We start from the raw sequence: 17,503 nt of genomic DNA on the forward strand, positions 1-17,503 counted from the left end.
ACGGAGCAGCTAAAAGGCAGCGCAAAGGGACAGTGTAGCCACACGGCACACTGCTGTCCAGTCCGGATTCGGAGACCGAATCGTCGAACTCCCTACCTCGCGGGATCACCCTCTCCGAGGGCGCCCCCTGGGGCGGTCACTGCCTACCTGGTGTGTATTCCCCACCACACCCGGGTTCCATGCCTGCCATCCGCAGATTCTGCGGGGGACGGTCCGGAATCCCTCGTCCTGAGAATTGCGCGCCGCGTCCGGTTCGTCAAGGGCGAGCCTGCAACAGGGGCCCTGGGCCGGCGGCCGGGCCGGGCGACTGCCCTGGTGGGGTAGGCCGCTCGGCGACCGCTGCGCGGTGCCCGCCGCGGACAGGTCGTACCCGCAGCGACGACGATCACCATACTCGCCCCGGCGCTCCATGGGGAGCAGCCTGGCGACAGAAGTGGCGAATCGTCATAAATCATCCCAGCAGGCAGCTCGCCGGGAACGCAAAAAGCCGGGTCGGCCACCCGTGAGGGTGGCCGACCCGGCCGGAAAAGCAGTCAGGCAGCCGAGACTACTTGACGGTGACCGAAGCGCCGGCAGCCTCGAGAGCGGCCTTGGCCTTCTCCGCGGCGTCCTTGGCAACCTTCTCCAGGACGGTGGCGGGCACGCCGTCAACGAGGTCCTTGGCCTCCTTCAGGCCGAGGGAGGTGAGGGCGCGCACCTCCTTGATGACCTGGATCTTCTTGTCACCGGCAGCGGTGAGCACGACGTCGAACTCGTCCTGCTCCTCCTCGGCCTCGGCCGGGGCACCGGGGCCCGCGACACCGGCGACGGCGACCGGGGCGGCAGCCTTGACGTCGAACTTCTCCTCGAACGCCTTGACGAACTCGGAGAGCTCGATGAGGGTCAGGGTCGCGAACTGCTCGAGCAGCTCGTCCTGGGACAGCTTCGCCATGATGGCGTCCTTCCACTATTTCGGCAGGTGCCGGATGTACGGATAGGCGGGCGTACGGGCCCGCTGCGAGGCAGGAGGAAGGCGGAGGGCTACTCCGCCACCTCGTCCTCGGCGGCGGGAGCCGGCGTACCGGCACCGCCCTGCTCGACCTTGGCCCGGAGCGCCTCCGCAGTGCGGACGAACTCCGTGAGGGGGGCCTGGAAGGTGGCGGCGGCCTTGGCCATCGACGCCTTCAGGCCACCCGCCAGCTTGGCGAGCAGCACCTCGCGGGACTCGAGGTCCGCGAGCTTCTTGATGTCATCGGCGGACAGCGCCTTACCGTCAAGGACACCGCCCTTGATGATCAGTGCGGGGTTCTCCTTGGCGAAGTCACGCAGAGCCTTCGCCGACTCCACCGGGTCACCGGCGACGAAGGCGACAGCCGTCGGACCCGTGAACAGGTCGTCGAGCTCAGAGATCCCGGCCTCATTGGCCGCAATCTTGGTCAGCGTGTTCTTCACCACGGCGTAATTGGCGTTGTCGCCGAGCGAGCGACGCAGCGTCTTCAGCTGCGCCACGGTCAGACCGCGGTACTCGGTCAGCACGGCCGCGCTGGAACCGCGGAACTTGTCCGTCAGCTCTGCGACGTCGGCAGCCTTGTCGGGCCTTGCCATAGGCTTACGCCTCCTTCCGTGATGTCGATGCGTGGCCGACCGTTGAGTCGACCTGCTACGCCCGTCCCGCCGGAAGAAAGTGCTCGGAGAAATACGACAGCCCCGGCGCAGGCGCACGGGGCTTCAACATGCTCGACGTGTGACATGCCTTGCGGCACGCACGCGGAGCGCGATTGTCCTCATCCATCCTGCGCGGGTCGTCCGCATCCTTCGCGGATCCTTCGGTCACCACGCCACCCCTCGCAGGGCACGCGGCAACAACCAGCGGTCTTTGGCATTCACCAACGTACGGGATGAGGGGCCCGGTGGGCAAATCGCCCACCGGGCCGTCGCTCAGCTGGTCTTGGCATCCTTGAGCATGGTGGCGAAGTCCACCGTGTCACTGGCCGGCGGCGGGGTGATCTTCACCGGGGTGGTGCCGAAGTCGGAGTACTCGACGGTGATGTCGACATTCCCCTGCGTGGTGCTTGCGGTCTCGTGCACCTTGACCGGGAGGCTGCGGGAGTCGATCCAGATGTCCACCTTCTCGGTGCTCATCCCCAACTGCCCGGCCTGGTCGATGATGTTCTTCAGGCCGCTGTCCGCGCCCGCCTCCTGGTCGGCCAGCTTCTTCATGTCGACCGTGCCCGCGTAGTGGGTGGTCGGCACGCCGTCCACGGTCTCCTGGCCGACCTTCTTGATGTCGCCGGAAGAGGTCAGCAGCTTGACCGCGTCGCTGGGGTCCTGGCCGTTGCTCTTGTTCATCGCGTCGGAGAGGGCCTTGCCCTGGGCCCCGAGCGAGGCGAAGTCCATCTTCATCCAGTGCTTGCCGTCGAGCTGCTTGGCACCGGAGCTGCCCAGGTTCATGTACATGGTGCTGCCGCTCATCATCATCTGGATGGAGGCGGCGCCCAGCGCGCTGGTCAACTGCGGGTTGGACATGGTCATCCGCATGGCGAGCGGGTCGCGCGACATCTCGCCGGAGGCCGTGATCGTGCCGACCTTCGGCACCACCTCGGTCATCTTCATCTTCATCGAGGTGTACTTGGCGGTCTGCTTGCTGGTCAGCGACATCGCGTCGGCCACCGAGGCCACCGCGCCCTTGGCGCTCCCGGTCGCCTTGTCAGTGGCCTTCGAGGCGGCGGAGCAGGATGTGAGGGCCGCCAGGCCCAGGGTTGCCGTGGCGACCAGACAGAGTGCTCGGGCAGTGCGCATGTGGATTCCCCCTGTGGTTCGTGTGAGACCTCTTCCACGAAGCTACACCGGGGGTGTGACACGCGGACGGGCCGGTCGCCCTTCCGTTACGGAAGAGGGACCGGCCCGTCGAAAACGCGACTGCGTTCCGATCGCGAGGATCAGACCGCCGCCGGGTCCTCCTCGACGAGGAGGTTCCGGGTGCGGGACGGGTCGACCTGGATGCCGGGGCCGATCGTCGTGCTGAGCGCGATCTTCTTGATGTACCGGCCCTTGGAGGCGGACGGCTTGGCGCGGAGCACCTCGTCCAGGGCGGCGGCGTAGTTCTCGACCAGCTTCTCGGTGTCGAAGGACACCTTGCCGATGATCAGGTGCAGGTTCGAGTGCTTGTCGACGCGGAACTCGATCTTGCCGCCCTTGATCTCGGTCACGGCCTTGGCCACGTCCGGGGTCACGGTGCCGGTCTTCGGGTTCGGCATCAGGCCACGCGGGCCGAGCACGCGGCCCAGACGGCCGACCTTGCCCATGAGGTCCGGGGTGGACACGACGGCGTCGAAGTCGAGGAAGCCCTTCGCGACACGGTCGATCAGTTCGTCGGAGCCGACGATGTCGGCGCCCGCAGCCTCCGCAGCCGCGGCACGGTCACCGGTCGCGAAGACCAGGACCCGGGCAGTCTTGCCGGTGCCGTGCGGGAGGTTGACGGTGCTGCGGACCATCTGGTCGGCCTTGCGCGGGTCGACACCCAGACGCATGGCGACCTCGACGGTGCCGTCGAACTTGGAGGTGGACGTCTCCTTGGCGAGGCGGATGGCCTCGAGGGGGGCGTACAGACGCGCGGGGTCGATCTTCTCCGCCGCGGCGTTCAGAGCCTTGCTGCGCTTCACTGCTGCTCCTGTGGATATCAAGTGGAGTTGTGGTGGCTGCGGACCGCGCTCGGCCCTACCACTTTTCATGCACTGCCGTACCTGGGGCTGAGGGGTACTCAGCCCTCGACGGTGATGCCCATCGACCGGGCGGTGCCGGCGATGATCCTGTCGGCCTGCTCCAGGGAGTTGGCGTTCAGGTCGGGCAGCTTGGTCGTGGCGATCTCGCGGACCTGGGCAGCCGTGATCTTGGCGACCTTGGTCTTGTGCGGCTCGCCGGAGCCCTTCTCCACGCCCGCGGCCTTGAGGATCAGGCGAGCGGCCGGCGGAGTCTTGGTGATGAAGGTGAAGGAACGGTCTTCGTAGACCGTGATCTCCACCGGCACGACCATGCCGCGCTGCGACTCGGTCTGCGCGTTGTAGGCCTTGCAGAACTCCATGATGTTGACGCCGTGCTGGCCCAGCGCGGGGCCGACGGGCGGCGCGGGGTTGGCCGCGCCCGCCTTGATCTGGAGCTTGATCAGCCCTGTGATCTTCTTCTTCTTGGGAGGCATGCTCTCTCCGGGTCCTTACGAGAGGTGTTCCCGACCGGCACGCTGAAGCGCGGCGGCGGGGCCTGGGATTTCTGTGTGGCTCGCCGACCGGATGGCCTGGCTCCACGCACACATCGAACCAGGATAGCCCGAAAGGGTCGGCGATCCTAAATCACGCCTCGGGGGCAGGCGGGACACGGGGTTCGGGCCGCGGGCCCGGCTGCGACTGCGGCTCCGGCTGCGGCTCTGGTTCCGGCTGCGGGCGCTTGCGGCCGAGCAGGCCCGCCAGCATGACCGCCCCGCCGGCCAGGGTCCCGGCCGCACCGACCGCCGCCTTCAGCGGGGACGGCAGGGTCGAGTCGCCGAACGGTCCGCCGCTGCTCCGGTGGGTGGAGCCGCCGGGCGGCGCGGTGAGGGTGAACACCTCGTCCGCCGCTTCGGGGAGCTCGCCCGGGGCGGCGGAAGCGACCACCAGGTTCCGGAGCTCGCACCGGGCGACCGCGCTGCCGTCCTGGTGGGCGGTGAGCCGCAGCCCCACCCCCAGTTCGACGTCGACCAGGACCTCCAGCCTTTCGAACAGCAGGTAGGGGGCGCCTCCGCTGTCACCTGCGGCGCCGGTGACCGCCACCCGGAGCGCCGTACGGCCGCCGGACTCCACCAGGCCCTCGGCGGCCACCTCGTGGCGCAGCAGCCAGGACAGGTCGAGCGCCTGGGCGAGGTCGAACTCGGGAGGCGCCGGCGGCAGCGTCATCAGCCGGTCCGGGAACAGGCGGTAGCCCGCGGCGCCGTCGCAGGCCAGGGCGACCGGCTGCTTCTCCACGTCGAGCAGGGTGTCCAGCCGGTAGTGCAGCAGGTCGGCGAAGACCAGCCGGTGGGCCAGGTGCCGACGCCGGGGTGTGGCCTCGCCGAAGGCCGACCAGAACGGCTCGGGGCCGAAGAGGCCGCCGATGGCCGGCTCCGACTCACGCAGGGCCCGGAAGGTGTCCAGCAGCGCACCGACGTCGAGCCAGCTGTGCAGTTCGGCGGTGAAGCGCGGGGTGCCGCGACCACTGCGGTGCAGCAGCCAGGCCATCGCGTCCTGGTCCCGGTCCCGGTCCTGGTCCCGATAAGCCTCTTGCGCATCGGCGGCGGGCTCGAACGAAGGGTCGAACCAGGGCTCCTCGTCCTCCGGCTCGGCCACCGGGCGCAGCCTGGCGCCGATCCGGACCGCCTCGCCGAGGGCCGAGCCCAGACCTCGGGCGACCAGGCGGACCGGGGCGGGGATGCCGTCCTCCAGGCCGGCGAAGGGGTCCTCCGGTGTCACCACCGGTATCTCCTCCGCTCCGCCCTCGGCCTCCGGCTCCGCTGCCGGCGGATCGAGGACCAGGTCGGAGAGTTCGACGGTGCGGCAGAGCTCGCCCTCGAAGAACTCCTCGGTGCGCAGCAGGATGCCCAGCTCACGGTCCATCAGCAGGTCGATCCGGCTGAGCAGGAGCTTGCTGTCCTCGGCCCGGCCGTCCGGCAGCGCTGCCGGGCGGGGCGTCGCGGTGGCCAGGACCCCGCGCCCGACGCCGCGTTCGACCCCGCGCCCGGGCGGCTGCTCGGCCGCGACGGACAGCTCGAATCCGGTGAGCAGCCAACCGGGGCGCAGGAGGTCGTCCAGCCCCGGAACGTCCTGCCCGGGTTCGAACGGGATGCTGCGGTCCGGCCGGTCGGTCAGGTCGACGTCGATGCCGCCGCCGAGGAAGCGGGTCAGCCGGGAGGCGCCGCCGAAGGCCCGGTCCGCGATCCGGTCCAGGACCCGGCGCTGCAGCCGCTGCTGGACCTCAGCCACCTCGCGGACGTTCAGCGTTCCGGCGATGCGCTGCTCGGTGTGCGACGCCCGGTGGAGCAGGGCCACGACCGCTGCGGGATTCATGGCCGGGGCCTACCCACGCACAGGGGCCCCGTACCGTCGCGGTACGGGGCCCCTGGAAGGACTACGGGACTGAATCGGTCCGAATCAGTCGTTCTTGGCGATCTGGTCGAAGGAGAGCTCGACCGGGGTCTCCCGGCCGAAGATCTCGACCAGGCCCTTGACCTTCTTGGAGTCCGGGTTGATCTCGTTGATCGTCGCCTGCAGGGTGGCGAAGGGGCCGTCGGTGACGGTGACCGAGTCGCCGACCTCGAAGTCCAGCACCTGGATGTCGGAGGGGCGGACCTGCGAGGGCCGGCCGGCCTCCTTGGCCGCGGCGCGCTCGACGTCCGGGGCGAGCATCTTGACGACCTCGTCCAGCGTCAGCGGGTAGGGGTCGTAGGCGTTGCCGACGAAGCCGGTGACACCGGGGGTGTTGCGGACGACGCCCCAGGACTCGTTCGTCAGGTCCATGCGCACCAGCACGTAGCCGGGGAGCTTGTTCTGGCGGATGGTCTTGCGGTCGCCGTTCTTGATCTGGACGACCTCTTCCTGAGGCACCTCGGCCGCGTAGATGTAGTCCTCGACGTTGAGCGAGACGGCGCGCTGCTCAAGGTTGGACTTCACCCGGTTCTCGTAACCCGCGTAGGTGTGGATCACGTACCACTCGCCGGGCGCGACGCGCAGTTCCTCACGGAACGCGACGATCGGGTCGATCTCGACCTCGTCCTCGGCGGTGACCTCGGCGTCGGCCTCTTCCTCGGCCTCGAGGGCCTCGGACTCCTCGGCGGTGACGACGGTCAGCGCGGACTCCTCGGCGGAGTACCCGGCGACGTCGTCGGCAGCCTCGACCTCGTCCTCGTCACCATCGGCGTTGTCGATGATCTGGTCGGCGGAGTCGTCGGCCTCGGCCCACGTGTCCTGCTCCGCAGCGCCGGCCGACTCGACGGCCTCGTCAGCCTCGGGGGCCTGCGCGGCGTCATACGGGTGGGACTCAGACACGTTGGCTGCTTCTTCCTGGAGATGAAGGGTGGGACGGTTCCGGAACCGTCCACAGGGAGAAGCAGGGCTTGGCTGCGGACGGCTCGGAGACTCAACGATACCGACACAACGGTAGCGGAGCGCCCGGACATCGCTGTCCCACGAGGGTCAGGCAGGGGTTGGACAGGGATTCGGGCGAACCCGGCTCAGGCGAAGACCAGCTGAGCCAGCTTGGCGAAGCCGGTGTCCAGTCCGTAGACCACTGCCATGATCACCACGACGAAGACGATGACAACCGTCGTGTAGGTGGTGAGGTCGCTCCGGCTGGGCCAGACGACCTTGCGAAGCTCGGCGATGATCTGGCGGTAGAAGAGGGCAGTACGGGCGAAGATGTTCGGGCGGTCGCCACGCTTCTTCTTGCCGTCCTTGCCAGCGGCCTTGTTGGCACGCTTGCGGTCACGACGGGACAGGGTCTCGCCCTGTTCGTCCTCCGCGCTACCACGATCAGGTGTCGCGGTGGAGCCCACGGTCTCCGTCACTCGTCCCTCACCTGAAATCGGGTACCTGTCGAGTTTCGCAATGATTGCGAGCTCGTAAACGCTTGCTGAGGGTACCGCCTGTTGCCCTTCGGCAACAGAGCGGACAGCAGGGCCGGAGGGACTTGAACCCCCAACCGCCGGTTTTGGAGACCGGTGCTCTACCAATTGAGCTACGACCCTTTGAATCCGGGCGAGCCGGATTCGCGTGCACCAACCTACCGCATCGGGGCGGATACGCGACGTGCGCTCCGTCCTCAGCCTTCGGCCGGGTCCGTCGAGGCTTGAGTGTAGGGGGTGGATGCCTGATTGGTCGAATGACTTGCCTGGCCGGGACACCGCGGGGTCGGCTGGTGAAACCTCGATGCCCCGCCGGGGCGGCTTCTGGGACCATGCTGCTATGACCGCTGCCACTCCCCACCCAGACCCCAGCATCCGTCCGGCCGACCGTCGGGTCTCGGCCCGCATCGGCGCGATCGCGGAGTCCGCCACCCTCGCCGTGGACGCCAAGGCCAAGGCCCTGAAGGCCGCCGGACGTCCGGTGATCGGCTTCGGCGCCGGCGAGCCCGACTTCCCGACCCCCGGCTACATCGTGGACGCGGCCGTCGCCGCCTGCCGCGACCCGAAGAACCACCGCTACACCCCCGCGGGCGGGCTGCCCGAGCTGAAGTCGGCCATCGCGGCGAAGACGCTGCGCGACTCCGGCTGGGCCGTCGACGCCTCGCAGGTGCTGGTGACCAACGGCGGCAAGCAGGCCATCTACGAGGCCTTCGCCGCGATCCTCGACCCGGGCGACGAGGTCGTCGTGCCGGCCCCGTACTGGACCACCTACCCGGAGTCGATCCAGCTCGCGGGCGGTGTCGCGGTCGAGGTCGTGGCGGACGAGACCACCGGCTACAAGGTGTCGGTGGAGCAGCTCGAGGCGGCCCGCACCGAGAACACCAAGGTGCTGCTGTTCGTGTCCCCGTCCAACCCGACCGGCGCGGTCTACAGCCGGGCCGAGGTCGAGGCGGTGGGCCGCTGGGCGGCGGGGCACGGGCTGTGGGTGCTGACCGACGAGATCTACGAGCACCTGGTGTACGGCGACGCGGAGTTCGTGTCGCTGCCGGTGGCCGTGCCGGAGCTGGCCGACAAGTGCATCGTGGTCAACGGCGTCGCCAAGACCTACGCGATGACCGGCTGGCGGGTCGGCTGGGTGATCGGCCCGCAGGACGTGATCAAGGCCGCGACCAACCTGCAGTCGCACGCCACCTCGAACGTGAGCAATGTCGCGCAGGTGGCGGCGCTGGCAGCGGTCTCCGGCGACCTCTCCGCCGTGGACGAGATGCGGACCGCGTTCGACCGCCGCCGGCAGACCATCGTGCGGATGCTGAACGAGATCCCCGGCGTGGTCTGCCCGGTGCCCGAGGGCGCGTTCTACGCGTACCCGTCGGTGAAGGGGGTGCTCGGCAAGGAGCTACGCGGGCAGCGTCCGCAGACCTCCGCGGAGCTGGCCTCACTGATCCTGGACGAGGTCGAGGTCGCGGTGGTGCCCGGCGAGGCCTTCGGGACCCCCGGCTACCTGCGGCTCTCCTACGCGCTGGGTGACGAGGACCTGGTCGAGGGCGTCTCCCGGCTGCAGAAGCTGCTCAGCGAGGCGCAGGACTGACCTCCTGCGCTCCTCCTGCGATCCGCGTACTGCCTGCACCACCTGCACTACCTGCACTGCCTGCATGGCGAAGGGCCCGCCTGCTCCGGATTTCGGTCGGAGCGGCGGGCCCTTCGCTGTGCACGACATCAACACACAAGCTGTTCTTTCACCCGATCGAGCGTCTTGACCTCGTTGTTTTCCGCCGTCAGGCTTAATACGCGAAGATCTGCGAATGGAACAGGTACCCGCTCCCCCGGCCGTCACCCCTTCCATCCGAGATGTCCGCCTCCTGCCCAAAGCGCATCTGCATCTGCACTTCACCGGCTCCATGCGTCCGTCCACGCTGCTGGAGCTCGCCGACAGGCACGGGGTGCACCTGCCGGAGGCGCTGAGCTCCGGCGAGCCGCCGAAGCTCCGGGCGACGGACGAACGCGGATGGTTCCGCTTCCAGCGGCTGTACGACATGGCGCGATCAGTACTGCGCGACGAGGAAGACATCCGGCGGCTGGTGCTCGAGGCCGCGGAGGACGAGCGGGCCGACGGCAGCGGCTGGCTGGAGATCCAGGTCGACCCGACCTCCTACGCACCCAGGCTGGGCGGCCTGATCCCGGCGCTGGAGCTGATCCTCGGCACGGTCCAGGACGCCTCCAAGGCCACCGGCGTGGGCATGCGGGTACTGGTCGCCGCGAACCGGATGAAGCACCCGCTGGACGCCCGTACGCTGGCCCGGCTCGCGGTCCGCTACCGGGACCAGGGCGTGGTCGGCTTCGGGCTCTCCAACGACGAACGGCGAGGAATGGCGCGGGACTTCGACCGGGCCTTCGCCATCGCGAGGGAGGGCGGACTGCTCGCCGCCCCGCACGGCGGTGAGCTGGCCGGTCCGAGCAGCGTCAGGGACTGCGTGGACGACCTGGGCGCGGGCCGGGTCGGCCACGGGGTGCGGGCCGCCGAGGACCCGCGGCTGATGCAGCGGCTGGCGGACCGTCAGATCACCTGCGAGGTCTGCCCGGCGTCGAATGTGGCGCTCGGCGTCTACGAGAAGCCCGAGGACGTACCGCTGCGGGCCCTGTTCGAGGCAGGGGTACCGCTGGCGCTGGGCGCGGACGACCCGCTGCTGTTCGGCTCCCGGCTGGCCGAGCAGTACCGGTCGGCCCGGGAGGTGCACGGCTTCAGCGACGCCGAACTCGCGGAACTGGCACGGCAGTCGGTGCGGGGGTCGTGCGCGCCGAAGGAGGAGAAGGAACGGCTGCTGGCCGGGATCGACAGCTGGCTGGTGAGCTGACACCGGCTGCGGCTTGCAGCTTGCGACTTGGCAGTGTCAGAGGTCGACGCCGACCAGGACCGGTTCGTTGACCAGGGTGACCCCGAACGCCGCGTGGACGCCGTCCCGCACCTCGCGGGCGAGGGCGAGCAGGTCCTCGGTGGTGGCCCGGCCCCGGTTGGTGAGGGCGAGGGTGTGCTTGCCGGAGAGGCGGGCCGGGCCGCTGCCGTAGCCCTTGCCGAAGCCCGCACGGTCGATCAGCCAGGCGGCGGAGGTCTTGGTGCTGCCGTCCGCCGCCGGGAAGGCGGGGAAGGCCGCGTCCGGGCCGAGCCGGTCGCGGACCCGGGCGGTGAAGGCGGCGAACTGCTCGGGGTCCAGCACCGGATTGGTGAAGAACGAGCCGGCCGACCAGGTGTCGTGGTCCTCGGGGTCCAGCAGCATGCCCTTGCCCCGGCGCAGCAGCAGGACCTGGTTCCAGGCCGCCTCGACCGGCACCCGCTCCCCCTGCTCGACATCGAGGCCGCGTGCCACCTCGGCGTAGCGGACGGGGGTGGACCGCCCGCCCGCGTCCTCCAGGGCGAAGCGGGCCCGGAGCACGACATAGCGGTCGGGCTGCGCCTTGAAGATGCTGTGGCGGTAGGAGAAGCCGCAGGCGGCGTTGGGGAGGGTCACCGTCTCGCCGCTGCTCCGGTCGTAGGCGACCACCTCGGTGAGGGTGTTGGCGACCTCCTCCCCGTAGGCGCCGACGTTCTGCACCGGGGTCGCGCCGACCGAGCCGGGGATGCCGGCCAGGAACTCGATACCGGCGAGGCCGTGCTCCAGCACCGTGTCGGCGACCAGGTCGGACCAGACCGCTCCGGCCGCGACGTCGAGGGCGGTGCCGTCCAGGGTGCTGCCGGTGGTGGCGATGTGGAGGGCGGTGCCCTCGAAGCCCTTGTCGGCGATCACCAGGTTGCTGCCGCCGCCGATGATCAGCAACGGCTCGCCGTCCCGGTCGGCACGCCGGACGGTCTCGACGACCTCGGCGTCGGTACGGGCCGTCACCAGCCGTCGGGCCGGGCCGCCGAGGCGGAAGGTGGTCAGCGGAGCGAGGGGGGCGTCCTGGATTTCCTGCACGCGACCAGCCTAAGGGGCGGAATGACGGTGCCCTGCCCGTCCCGGGGAGGGGAGGGGCAGGGCACCTTGAGAGGCTCGGCAGCCGTGGCGGGCTTGGAAGCCTGGGGAACCTTGGGGCCTGGGGTCAGTTGACCGGTGAGAGGGCAGGCGTCCCGGCGTCCTGCGGCTCGGCTGCCCGGGCCTCGGCCGCGGCAGCGGCCCTGCGGCGGGGGACGAGCAGGGCGGCGACGGTCGCGGCAGCGATCGCGGCGGCGCCGACCCAGATGGCCGGGGTCAGGCCGTCGGCGTAGCGGACCGGGCTGCTGAAGTCGCCATTGGCGGTGAAGACCGAGGCCAGGACGGCGATGCCGAGGGCGCCGCCGATCTCACGCAGGGCGTTGTTGGCGCCGGAGGCGATCCCCTGCTCCTCGGGCTTCACCGAGCCCATCAGCACCGTGGTGACCGGGGCGAAGAACAGGGCCATGCCGGTGCCGGAGAGGACCAGGGCCGGGATCTGGGTGCTGTAGTCGACATGGGCGGCGACGATCAGGGCGAACCAGACCAGCCCGGCGGCCTGCAGTGCCAGCCCGGCGGCGATGATGATGCGTCCGCCGATCCGGTCCGCCAGCATTCCGGCGAGCGGGGCGACCACCATCGGCATCGCGGTCCAGGGCAGCATCCTGACCCCGGCCTCCATCGGGCTGTAGCCCTGGGCCGTCTGCAGCCACTGGCTCAGCAGGAAGATCGAGCCGAACATGCCCATCGACATCAGCAGCGAGGCGCTGTTCACTGCGGCGAAGGCACGGTTGCGGAACAGCCGCATCGGCAGCAGCGGGGCGTCCGTACGCAGTTCCCAGGCCACAAAGGCGACCAGCAGCGCCGCTCCTGCGATCAGTCCGGTGAGCACGGTCGGGCTGGACCAGCCGTCGGAGTTGCCGCGGATCAGGGCGAAGACGATGCCGAAGAGGCCGGCGCTGGCGAGGGCGGTGCCGGGGATGTCCAGGCGGCCGTTGGGCCCCCGGCTCTCGGTCAGCCGCAGCCGGGCGAGGGGCAGCAGGGCCAGGCCTATCGGCACGTTCAGGGCGAAGATCCACTGCCAGGAGAGGTGCTCGACGATGGTGCCGCCGATCAGCGGGCCCATCGCGATGGCCATGCCGTTGACCGCGCCCCAGGCGCCGAAGGCCAGTCCGCGCTTGGCCGGCGGCACGGCTGAGGTGAGCAGGGTGAGGCTGACCGGGGTGAGCAGGGCGGCACCGACGCCTTGGGCGGCGCGGGCGGCGATCAGCGCGCCGATCCCCGGCGCGAGGGCCGCTCCGAGCGAGGAGAGGGTGAACAGCGAGAGGCCGATGATGAAGAGCCTGCGGCGGCCGAAGCGGTCGCCGAGGGCGGCGCCGAGCATCAGCAGCACCGCGAAGGTGAGGGTGTAGGCGTTGACGGTCCACTCGAGGTCGGAGATCCCACCGCCGAGGTGGGTCCGGATGGAGGGGAGCGCGGTGGTGACGACGAGGTTGTCCAGCGCGGCCATGAAACCGGCTGTGCTGGTGATGACGAAGGCCCAGACTGCTGGGTTGCCCTTGCGCATGACGGTTCACCTTTATTAGTGATTGATCAATTACTTTTGTGGGCAGACGTCCACGCCTGCCTTGCCACGGGACGAGCCGGGCTCGCGAAACCGTTGTTCGCAGGACCCGCGTTCGCAGGACCTGCCTTCGTGAGACCTACGTTCGTGAGGCCTCAGGCCTTGGGGCCGAAGCCCTCCCAGAGGCGGTGCTCGGGCGGGAAGCCCAGCGCGACCAGTACGTTGATCAGCATTCCCCGCGAAAAGAAGTCGGTGGCTGCCTCCACGGACATGCCCCCGGCCACCGCGACCGCGTCCCAGAGTTCCAGCCACATCGCCCTGACCGTCTCGCCCACCTCGGCGTCGCCGTTGGACTCGGCGGCGGCCACGGAGACGTACAGCTGCAACTGCAACAGCAGACGGCTGCGGTCGGCGATCAGTTCCAAGTAGGCGAGCCCCATGGCATCGCAGGCAGCCTCGCCCTCGAGGCCTTCGGCAGCCTCGATGAAGCCGGTGCGGAGCTCGTCGATGCAGCGGCGCACTGCGGCCTCGAAGAGCGCACGCTTGGTCGGGAAGAGTCGGAAGAGGTAGGGCTGGGAGACGCCGACCCTCGTGGCGATGGCCTGGGTGGAGGTGCCGTTGTAGCCGCGCTCGGCAAACTCGATCATTGAGGCGCGGATGACGCTCTCGCGTCGCTCCTCCGCCGACATTCGCACACTGGTCTTCGCCATGAGTAGAAAGTTAGTGGTTGATTACTAACTTCGCAAGAGCAGACCGGAAAGTGAGTGTTGCCCCTCCGGATACCGCTGGACATCGCCGCAGGGGGGTCCGCCGGGTTCGTCGGGGCAACACGCTGTCGTACCTGGTCAGGACAGCTGCACCACGGCTCGGGACATCCCGAGGACCTTCTCGCCGGCGCTGGTGGCCAGCAGGTCGACCCGGACCCGGCGGTCGTCCAGCTTCGCGGCCACCTTCGCGGAGACCTCGATCAGCGCCCCGACCCCGTCGTTGGGGACCACCACCGGCTTGGTGAAGCGAACGCCGTACTCGACCACCGAACCCGGGTCGCCGACCCAGTCGGTGACCACACGGATCGCCTCGGCCATGGTGAACATGCCGTGTCCGATCACATTGGGGAGGCCCACAGCGGTGGCGACCGCCTCGTTCCAGTGGATCGGGTTGAAGTCGCCGGAGGCCCCCGCGTACTGGACCAGCGTCGCCCGGGTCACCGGGAAGGACTGCGCCGGGAGCGCGGTGCCGACCTCGACCTCGTCGTAGTTCACAAGCGCGGACATGGTCACTCCCCCTCGGCGGCGCGGGCCACCAGCATCATGTGGGCGGTCACGACGTGCTCGCCACTGTCGTCGTTGACCTCGCCGCGGACCGAGATCACGTCATTGCCGGCCAGGGACTTGATCGACTCGATCACCGAGGTCACCCCGAGGCGGTCACCGGCACGCACCGGGCGCGAGTAGACGAAACGCTGATCGCCGTGGACCACCCGGGAGAAGTCCAGCCCGAGTTCGGGGTCGCCCACCACCTGGGCGGCGGCACGGTAGGTGAGCACAAAGGGAAAGGTCGGCGGGGCGATCACATCAGGATGACCGAGCGCCTTGGCCGCCTCCGTGTCCACATAGGCCGGATTGGCATCGCCGAGGGCCTCCGCGAACTCGCGGATCTTCTCGCGGCCGACCTCGTAGAACGTGGTGGGCGGGTAGGTCCGCCCGATGAACGAGGGATCGAGCGGCATGGGCAGCTCCTCACTGGTCAGGAAAAGGTCAGGAAAAACCGTTCAGGGAACGCAATGGCACACGCGGCACAGGGGTCAAGGAAATCAGACAAACGGCCGCACCGATCGCAGGCGCCCGGAACCGGCAGACCGCGGGAGCAGGCGGCGGGCGGCGGGAGCAGGCGGTGAGGTGGGCGGTCAGGTCGGCGGGCCGGTGAGCGTCCAGGCAGGCGGTGCGATCAGGTCGGAGAACGCAGCGAAGGCCGCCCCCACGAATGGGGACGGCCTACGCCGACAGCCTGGACGACTCCGGCGGCCCTACGTCGAAACGACGGAGGGTCAGCGGGTCTCGCGGTGCGCGGTGTGCGCGTTGCAGCGGGGGCAGTGCTTCTTCATCTCAAGACGGTCCGGGTCGTTACGCCGGTTCTTCTTGGTGATGTAGTTCCGCTCCTTGCACTCCACGCAGGCCAGCGTGATCTTCGGGCGGACATCAGTGGCGGCCACAGGAGTGCCTTCCTCGGACGGACAACGTTATGAACACAGACAAGAGTAGCCGACTTGAGCGGATGATCCGACAATCGGCCACAGGGCGTGGTAGCGGTGACCGGACTTGAACCGGTGACACAGCGATTATGAGCCGCTTGCTCTACCAACTGAGCTACACCGCCACGACGATCGAGCGCCCCGCCGAAGCGGGGCACCCTCTCATCCGAGCCCCCATGCGGAATCGAACCGCAGACCTTCTCCTTACCATGGAGACGCTCTACCGACTGAGCTATAGGGGCTGGCCGAGAGAGACATTACACGGTCCGCCGCCCATCCGTGAAATCCGTTTCGCCCCCTGCCGCGGACCGGGCTCACCCCGTCGGCGCATAGGGCTCGCCCCGCTGCCGCACCGGCCACGGGGCGCTGGTGGGACTGGTCCTGAGGACGCTCGCGCGCTGGTCGTCCGCCGTCTCGGGTCACCTTGGGGCGGTTGTACGTCGCTCGTACACCGGTCCGCGCGGGCGCCGCGTCGGCCCTGTGTCGGCCTCGCACGAACCTCACGCCGACCCCGTGCCGACCTCGTGCCGACCCGGGCGGTGGCACCGTTGCGGGCCGGTACGACTTATCCGGCCCGCTCCCGTTCCCGCACGCGCCTACCCAGGTGCGGCTGTGGCTTCGCCCTAGGCTCCCCTCATCGATCTTGACCCGAGCACGGTGGGAAGGAGCAGCGAATGCCCGCTGACATGCCCACAGGGGAGCAGGTCGTTCCGAGCGGCCCCGCCCTGCTGCTCTCCGGCGCACGACTGCTGGACGGGCGCACCGTCGACGTACGCATCACCGGGGACCGGATCGAGGCGGTGGGGGCAGCCGGAAGCCTGAGCGCAGCCGAGCGGCTCGATCTGACCGGATACCTGCTGCTCCCGGCCCCGGTGGAGCCGCACGCACACCTGGACGAAGCCTTCAGCGGGACGCCCGCGCCCGGCTCGACCGTCCCTGCGGTTGCCTCGGGCACGGCCCCTACCGTCGTCGGCACGGGGATGGGTGCCGGTTCGGGCTCGGGAGTCGGAACTGGAATCGGAACTGGGGTCGGCGCCGGGGCCGGTGCCGGGGCTGTCGTGTGGGGCGCGGACCGGGAGGCGCGGGTGGAGGACCTCCAGCGTCGGATCACCGAGGCCGCACTCACCGGACTCGGCTACGGCGCGACGGTGCAACGCACACACGTACGCATTGGAGGAGCCCAGGGGCTGGTCGGGATGACGGCGGCGCTCCAAGCAGCACGGGCACTGCACGGGCTGATGGAGCTTCAGGTGGTCCCGCTACCTGGTCTGCTCACCGGACTTGCCGGGGCAGAGGGGCGCTCGATGCTCAGGGAGGCGCTCGGCATGGGCGCGCACGCCGTCGGCGGCTGCCCCGACCGGGACGCCGATCCCGACGCGCATCTGGATGCCGTCGTCGCCCTCGCCGAGGACTGCGGACTCTCCGTCGACCTGCACACCGACGCGGCCGATCCACGGCGGCTGGCCAGGCTGACGGCGGTCCTGGGGGCGCTGCGTTCGCGGGCGGTAATCGGTCCGTGCTCGGCGCTCGGGCTACTGGCCCCCGAGGTGGCGGCACGATGCATGGCACAACTGGCAGCGGCACGGGTATCGGTGGTCACCCTGCCGCAGTGCGCACGCTGCGTCGGCTCGTGCCCGGTCGGCCTCCGGGGGCTTGACGGCCGGGCCGGACTGCCCGCGCCGGCGCGGCTGCTGCGGGCGGCGGGGGTCTCCGTGGCCGCAGGGAGCGGCGCACTGCGGGACACCGCCAACCCGGTCGGACGGGTCGACCCGCTGGAGGCCGCATTCCTGCTCACCGCCTCCGGCGAACTGGACGAGAACGCCGCCTACGAGACGGTGAGCGGCGCGGCCAGACACGCCCTGGGACTAGCGCCGATGCGGGTGGCGGCCGGGTTCCCCGCGGATGTGCTCGCGGTGCGCGGTGAGAGCCTGCGCGGGGTGCTCTCCGGTGGACACAGCCGAGTCGTAGTCCATGGCGGACGCGTCGTCAGCAGGACCAGCGCGGTACGGGAGTTCGCTGAGATCAGCACCCCGGCCGTCCCCCGCCAGGGCCGCAGCGGGGCCACCTGACGAGACCCGCGACGCGACAGGGAAGCCGATCGGCGAGGCCCGGTGCGGCCTGGCCGGTGCGGGCCGGTCGGTGCG

17 protein-coding genes and 3 tRNA genes are annotated in these 17,503 nt (G+C 69.8%); 3 read left to right on the forward strand and 17 right to left on the reverse strand.

Going from position 1 to position 17,503, the window contains the following annotated elements; translation table 11 throughout:
* Positions 1-547: 547 nt before the first annotated feature.
* The 9 genes from rplL to ACEZDG_RS07740 all read right to left on the reverse strand — a co-directional run bounded on the left by rplL (position 548) and on the right by ACEZDG_RS07740 (position 7,726).
* Entirely contained in the window at positions 548-931 is a 384-nt protein-coding gene (gene rplL / locus ACEZDG_RS07700) for a 50S ribosomal protein L7/L12 (RefSeq protein ID WP_380504382.1), read from the reverse strand.
* Positions 932-1,020: 89 nt separating this feature from the next.
* Positions 1,021-1,584, reverse strand: coding sequence for a 50S ribosomal protein L10 (gene rplJ, locus ACEZDG_RS07705; RefSeq protein WP_380504384.1), 564 nt, complete (start codon positions 1,582-1,584; stop codon positions 1,021-1,023).
* Between the two features lie 333 nt (positions 1,585-1,917).
* Complete coding sequence (locus ACEZDG_RS07710; RefSeq protein ID WP_380504387.1) at positions 1,918-2,778, reverse strand: hypothetical protein; 861 nt, start codon at positions 2,776-2,778, stop codon at positions 1,918-1,920.
* Between the two features lie 140 nt (positions 2,779-2,918).
* The gene (gene rplA, locus ACEZDG_RS07715) at positions 2,919-3,641 is read right to left on the reverse strand and encodes a 50S ribosomal protein L1 (RefSeq protein WP_380504390.1); all 723 of its coding nucleotides are present in this window, start codon (positions 3,639-3,641) and stop codon (positions 2,919-2,921) included.
* A 98-nt stretch (positions 3,642-3,739) separates the two neighbouring features.
* Positions 3,740-4,174 (reverse strand): 50S ribosomal protein L11, encoded by a 435-nt coding sequence (rplK, locus tag ACEZDG_RS07720; protein WP_380504393.1) that lies wholly within the window; start codon positions 4,172-4,174, stop codon positions 3,740-3,742.
* A 151-nt stretch (positions 4,175-4,325) separates the two neighbouring features.
* On the reverse strand, positions 4,326-6,050 hold the full coding sequence (locus ACEZDG_RS07725; RefSeq protein ID WP_380504397.1) for a hypothetical protein: 1,725 nt from the start codon (positions 6,048-6,050) through the stop codon (positions 4,326-4,328).
* Positions 6,051-6,134: 84 nt separating this feature from the next.
* On the reverse strand, positions 6,135-6,911 hold the full coding sequence (nusG, locus tag ACEZDG_RS07730) for a transcription termination/antitermination protein NusG (RefSeq protein WP_415860277.1): 777 nt from the start codon (positions 6,909-6,911) through the stop codon (positions 6,135-6,137).
* Between the two features lie 302 nt (positions 6,912-7,213).
* Positions 7,214-7,546: a preprotein translocase subunit SecE gene (gene secE / locus ACEZDG_RS07735; protein ID WP_380504403.1), complete on the reverse strand. Its 333-nt coding sequence runs from the start codon at positions 7,544-7,546 to the stop codon at positions 7,214-7,216.
* A 107-nt stretch (positions 7,547-7,653) separates the two neighbouring features.
* Positions 7,654-7,726, reverse strand: a tRNA-Trp gene (locus tag ACEZDG_RS07740).
* A 217-nt stretch (positions 7,727-7,943) separates the two neighbouring features.
* Between ACEZDG_RS07740 and ACEZDG_RS07745 the strand changes: the two genes are divergently transcribed.
* Together ACEZDG_RS07745 and ACEZDG_RS07750 are read left to right on the forward strand one after the other, a co-directional pair.
* On the forward strand, positions 7,944-9,191 hold the full coding sequence (locus ACEZDG_RS07745; protein ID WP_380504406.1) for a pyridoxal phosphate-dependent aminotransferase: 1,248 nt from the start codon (positions 7,944-7,946) through the stop codon (positions 9,189-9,191).
* Positions 9,192-9,405: 214 nt separating this feature from the next.
* Positions 9,406-10,455, forward strand: coding sequence for an adenosine deaminase (locus ACEZDG_RS07750; RefSeq protein ID WP_380504409.1), 1,050 nt, complete (start codon positions 9,406-9,408; stop codon positions 10,453-10,455).
* A 36-nt stretch (positions 10,456-10,491) separates the two neighbouring features.
* Here ACEZDG_RS07750 and ACEZDG_RS07755 read toward each other — a convergent pair whose 3' ends face one another.
* The 8 genes from ACEZDG_RS07755 to ACEZDG_RS07790 all read right to left on the reverse strand — a co-directional run bounded on the left by ACEZDG_RS07755 (position 10,492) and on the right by ACEZDG_RS07790 (position 15,601).
* On the reverse strand, positions 10,492-11,550 hold the full coding sequence (locus tag ACEZDG_RS07755; protein WP_380504412.1) for a UDP-N-acetylmuramate dehydrogenase: 1,059 nt from the start codon (positions 11,548-11,550) through the stop codon (positions 10,492-10,494).
* Between the two features lie 124 nt (positions 11,551-11,674).
* Positions 11,675-13,111: a DHA2 family efflux MFS transporter permease subunit gene (locus ACEZDG_RS07760; protein ID WP_380504415.1), complete on the reverse strand. Its 1,437-nt coding sequence runs from the start codon at positions 13,109-13,111 to the stop codon at positions 11,675-11,677.
* 152 nt (positions 13,112-13,263) lie between these two features.
* Positions 13,264-13,818 (reverse strand): TetR/AcrR family transcriptional regulator, encoded by a 555-nt coding sequence (locus tag ACEZDG_RS07765; RefSeq protein WP_380504418.1) that lies wholly within the window; start codon positions 13,816-13,818, stop codon positions 13,264-13,266.
* 135 nt (positions 13,819-13,953) lie between these two features.
* Positions 13,954-14,382, reverse strand: a complete 429-nt coding sequence (locus ACEZDG_RS07770; protein WP_380504421.1) for a MaoC family dehydratase — start codon at positions 14,380-14,382, stop codon at positions 13,954-13,956.
* Between the two features lie 2 nt (positions 14,383-14,384).
* Positions 14,385-14,837 carry an FAS1-like dehydratase domain-containing protein gene (locus ACEZDG_RS07775; RefSeq protein WP_380504424.1) on the reverse strand — a complete coding sequence of 151 codons (453 nt, stop codon included), beginning with the start codon at positions 14,835-14,837 and terminating at the stop codon, positions 14,385-14,387.
* 318 nt (positions 14,838-15,155) lie between these two features.
* A complete protein-coding gene (gene rpmG / locus ACEZDG_RS07780) occupies positions 15,156-15,320 on the reverse strand; it encodes a 50S ribosomal protein L33 (RefSeq protein ID WP_004571794.1) in 165 nt (54 codons plus the stop codon).
* 88 nt (positions 15,321-15,408) lie between these two features.
* Positions 15,409-15,484 (reverse strand) — tRNA-Met (locus tag ACEZDG_RS07785).
* Positions 15,485-15,528: 44 nt separating this feature from the next.
* Positions 15,529-15,601 (reverse strand) — tRNA-Thr (locus tag ACEZDG_RS07790).
* A 432-nt stretch (positions 15,602-16,033) separates the two neighbouring features.
* On the opposite strand from ACEZDG_RS07790, the gene ACEZDG_RS07795 reads away from it, so the two are divergent.
* Positions 16,034-17,428, forward strand: coding sequence for a hydrolase (locus ACEZDG_RS07795; RefSeq protein WP_380504429.1), 1,395 nt, complete (start codon positions 16,034-16,036; stop codon positions 17,426-17,428).
* Positions 17,429-17,503 lie beyond the last annotated feature (75 nt).

The organism is Streptacidiphilus alkalitolerans (assembly GCF_042511045.1).
In the GTDB taxonomy this organism is placed as follows: domain Bacteria; phylum Actinomycetota; class Actinomycetes; order Streptomycetales; family Streptomycetaceae; genus Streptacidiphilus; species Streptacidiphilus alkalitolerans.